The sequence below is a fragment of the Burkholderia sp. Ac-20384 genome, from assembly GCF_017104605.1.
Taxonomy (GTDB): Bacteria; Pseudomonadota; Gammaproteobacteria; order Burkholderiales; family Burkholderiaceae; genus Burkholderia; species Burkholderia lata.
The window spans coordinates 1-3,818 of record NZ_JAAGPE010000516.1 but is presented as its reverse complement, the minus strand read 5'-3'; the positions used below and the strand labels follow the sequence as shown (position 1 = coordinate 3,818).

The following is a 3,818-nucleotide window of genomic DNA, read 5'->3' as shown; positions in this document are numbered from 1 at the left end:
CGACCACCGCGATCTACACGGTATCTTACGCGCTGTCCCTACACGACGCGCTTCCGATCCGCGCGACGCATCGTGCGCGGCGCGGTCGCGGCCAGCACGTCGAGCGCGTCGTCGCCGAGGGTGTCCGGGAAGCGCCGCCCCCACGCATGCGACGTGCGGATTTCGTCGTAGATCGTCTGCGCGATCCGGCGCGCGCCGGCCGCATCGGGCGGCTCGATTTCGTACACGTTCATCCGGTTGAGCAGCGGCTCCGGAATCGCGTGCGCGTCGTTCGCGGTCGCGATCCAGATCACGTTGCCCGCATCGATCGGCACTTCCGCGAATTCGTCGATGAATGCGCGCGCGGTGTCGTGCTCGAGCAACGCGTACAGCGCGCCGAGCGGATCGTATTGCGCATCGCTGCCGGCCTTGTCGATCTCGTCGACCGCGATCACCGGGTTCGCGTAGCTGCCGTTCACGAGCGCATCGAACACCTTGCCGGGCTTCGCGTTCTTCCATTGCGACGACGCACCCGACAGGATCCAGCCGGCCGTCAGCGAACTCATCGGCACGTAGTGGTACGCGGTGCCGAGCAGTTGCGCGAGCGCCTTCGCGAAGTGCGTCTTGCCGATGCCCGGGGGCCCGAGCAGCAGGATCGGCATCAGTTCGAGCCGGTCGTCCGTTTCGAGGCACAGTGCGACCTGCTTGCGCACGTCGTCGAGCGGCTCGGCGAAATTGGGCAATGCCTCGCCGAGCGCGTCGAACGACGGCATCCGGTTCGGCTTCACGCAGAAGCGCAGATTGCCCGTCTTGAGCATCCTCTCGTAGGTGGCGCGCAGTGCGTCGCTCGCGCTCTCGTTCAGGTCACTCAGCGCCGTCTCGACCTGCTCGAGGTCGTACACCGTGCTGAAGGACGCCACCGCCAGTTCCTGTTTCACCATCGCCGTCGTCATACCAACCTCGCTGCCGCTTGCTGTCACACGACCATCAGACCCTTACGATTTCAGTGTAGCGATCCCGCATTCCCGCGCAAGCAAGCAGCCGCGTGCGTCTGCTGCTAACACCCGCGCGCACTGCACGCCGGCGCACCGCGGCGTATGATCGTCGGTTCACCCACCCGCCGCACCGGCCTGGCCGACGGCGCCCGCGCGGCGCGTCGGACCCCGTCCCGAAGGTATGCCGATGTCCGTCCCCACTGCTGTCCCGCGCGTCGATGCCGATGCAATCGGTGCCGTCGACACCGTCGACGCGGCGCTCACGTCGCGCCGCGCGATCCGCTCCTTCCTGCCGACGCCCGTGCCGCGCGACACACTCGAGGCGATCCTCGAAGCCGCGAGCCGCGCGCCGTCGGGCACCAACATCCAGCCGTGGCGCGTGTACGTCGCGACGGGCGCGACGCGCGATGCGCTCGCCGCCGCGCTCACCGCGGCCCACGACGATCCCGCGCGCGACGAGAAATACGTCGCCGAATACGACTACTACCCGCGCGAATGGGTGTCGCCGTATATCGACCGGCGCCGCAAGGTCGGCTGGGACCTGTACGGCCTGTTGAACATCGGCCGCGACGAGAAGGCGCGCATGCATGCACAGCACGCACGCAACTTCCGCTTCTTCGATGCGCCGGTCGCGCTGTTCTTCACGCTCGACCGCGTGATGACCTACGGCGCCTGGCTCGACTGCGGAATGTTCCTGCAGGGTGTGATGACGGCCGCGCGCGCACGCGGGCTCGATACCTGCCCGCAGGCCGCGTTCGTGCCGTTTCACCGGATCGTCACCGAACACCTCGGCATTCCCGCCAATGAGCAGCTGGTCTGCGGGATGTCGCTCGGCCATGCGGACCCCGACGCGATCGAGAACCGCCTCGTCACCGAGCGCGCGCCGGTCGCCGAGTTCACGCGCTTTTTCGCTTGAAAACGCATGGCGCGACCCTACCTTTCGGACAGGACCGCATCTTGCGGCGAACCTGCCGCGGCGCGTCCCGTCACATCGCGATCGAAATCGATCGGGCGTAAGATGTGCGTCCGTTCCCCGCTATTCCGCGTTTCCGGAGACGTTTCATGCTGAAACACGGCCTGGCCGTCCTGCTCGCGAGCATCGCGCTCGCCGCCCATGCGCAGAGCCCCGCACCGGCCTCCGTCGCGTGTGAGATCCAGGTGGTACGCGACGGTCAGACCATCGACACGTTCCAGCAGCGCACCACCGTGGGTCAGACCCGTACCGATACCCATCGCTATCCGTCCGCCGTGCCGGTCGGCTGCGGCAATGCCGCGCGCGTCGTGCCGACCGAGCGTTCGCGCTCGGTGACGGTCGCGCCGCTCACCGTCGATGCCAGTGCGAACACGGTGTCGCTCGCGCTCGACGTGCAGGAAACGATCGACGACGAAGGAGCGAAGCCGGCCGATCCGTGCGTGCCCGCGTCGCCGCGGCAAATCGTCGCGAGTCACCCGGGCCTGACGGTCGGCGGCGACGCGTGGACCGACTGGACGCTCGTCGAGCAGCATCCGCACCTCGTGTACCGCGTGCGTGCGCACGTCGCGAAGGATTGAGCGTCATGTCCGCCGACGCACTGTCCCTGCCGTTCGCCGAACCGCACGCCGCCCCCGACGAACTCACCGCGGTGAGCTGGAACCTGCACAAGGGCCGCTCGCCGCTCGGCTTCACCGCGTGGAACGCGATGCGCAACTGGATGCAGTCGACGCACGCCGACGTGTATTTCCTGCAGGAAGCGATGGCGCGCCGCATGCCGCGGCCCGTGCTCGCGCCCGGCTTCGGCGCGCCGATGGACGATGCGGTCGACGACGTCTGGCACTGCCAGGCCACCGAGATCGCGCATGCACTCGACTGGCAGATCGCGCTCGGGCCGAACGTGTTCAAGCCGTCGTGGCGGCACGGCAATGCGATCCTGTCACCGCACCCGCTCGACCTCGGCGGCCGCTGGGACATCTCCGCGCACCGCTTCGAGCGGCGCGGGCTGCTGGTCGCGCGCGCGACGCTCGCGGGAGCCCGCCCGGTCACGCTGCTGTGCGCACACCTCGCGCTCACGCGCGCCGCGCGGCTGCGCCAGATGCACTGGATCGCACACTGGATCGTGCGCAACGCAGGCGACGGCCCGCTGATGCTCGCCGGCGACTTCAACGACTGGCGCAACGATTCGGTCGCGCTGTTCGGCGAGATCGGGTTGTCCGAGGTCGCGACGCTGCTCGGCGAATCGGGCCGCACATTCCCCGCGTTCTCGCCGGCGCTCGCGCTCGACAAGATGTTCGTGCGCGGGCTGACGCCGCTCGAATGGCGCGCGCCGTCCGGCGAGGCCGCGTGGCTGTCGGACCACCTGCCGTACATCGCGCGCCTGCGCCTCGATCCGCAATAACGCTCCCGATCCCGGCCGGATACCAGCCGGATATCGACCGGATTGAGCACCGCCAAAGCGCGGCCGCGCAGCGCGCGCTACATTAACGCCTTGCCCATTCCGCTCCGCCCCGCCGCCGGGCCGCGCCGCCATGACCTACCTGCCGATCCTGCTGCAAATCGCCGTCGTCTATCTCGTCGCGGCGATCACCCCCGGCCCGAATTTCTTCATGATTTCGCAACTGTCGCTCGCGGGCAGGCGCAGCCTCGGTGCCGCGTCGGCGCTCGGCGTCGGCACCGCGTCGATCGCGTGGGCGACGCTCGCGATGCTCGGCCTCGCGGCCGTGCTGCACCAGGTCGAATGGATGTACGACATCGTCGCCTGCTCGATGCGGCGCCAGCTCTTCCACGGACGCAGGCGGCCAGCCACCGCGCCCGGGAATCCGACCTTCGGCGCCTGGCCGAGACCGATGCTCGTATACATATTCCACATT

Annotated in this window: 4 protein-coding genes and 1 pseudogene; 4 read left to right on the top strand and 1 reads right to left on the bottom strand. The window is 68.7% G+C overall.

Annotated elements, in window-relative coordinates:
• Positions 1-62 precede the first annotated feature (62 nt).
• A pseudogene (locus tag G3O00_RS40945) lies at positions 63-932 on the bottom strand (AAA family ATPase); the annotation flags it as partial.
• A gap of 229 nt (positions 933-1,161) precedes the next feature.
• Here G3O00_RS40945 and G3O00_RS40940 point away from each other — a divergent pair.
• The 4 genes from G3O00_RS40940 to G3O00_RS43730 all read left to right on the top strand — a co-directional run.
• On the top strand, positions 1,162-1,890 hold the full coding sequence (locus G3O00_RS40940; protein ID WP_206146401.1) for a nitroreductase: 729 nt from the start codon (positions 1,162-1,164) through the stop codon (positions 1,888-1,890).
• 146 nt (positions 1,891-2,036) lie between these two features.
• On the top strand, positions 2,037-2,525 hold the full coding sequence (locus tag G3O00_RS40935; RefSeq protein WP_206146400.1) for a hypothetical protein: 489 nt from the start codon (positions 2,037-2,039) through the stop codon (positions 2,523-2,525).
• A gap of 5 nt (positions 2,526-2,530) precedes the next feature.
• On the top strand, positions 2,531-3,346 hold the full coding sequence (locus G3O00_RS40930; RefSeq protein ID WP_011353499.1) for an endonuclease/exonuclease/phosphatase family protein: 816 nt from the start codon (positions 2,531-2,533) through the stop codon (positions 3,344-3,346).
• A gap of 130 nt (positions 3,347-3,476) precedes the next feature.
• The coding region (locus G3O00_RS43730) for a LysE family transporter (RefSeq protein WP_241025576.1) at positions 3,477-3,818 on the top strand (342 nt) is incomplete at its 3' end.

Excerpts from the sequence above, each read along its gene's own strand:
- G3O00_RS40940 (WP_206146401.1), top strand. The coding sequence starts at position 1,162 with ATGTCCGTCCCCACTGCTGTCCCGCGCGTCGATGCCGATGCAATCGGT.
- G3O00_RS40935 (WP_206146400.1), top strand. The coding sequence starts at position 2,037 with ATGCTGAAACACGGCCTGGCCGTCCTGCTCGCGAGCATCGCGCTCGCC.
- G3O00_RS40930 (WP_011353499.1), top strand. The coding sequence starts at position 2,531 with ATGTCCGCCGACGCACTGTCCCTGCCGTTCGCCGAACCGCACGCCGCC.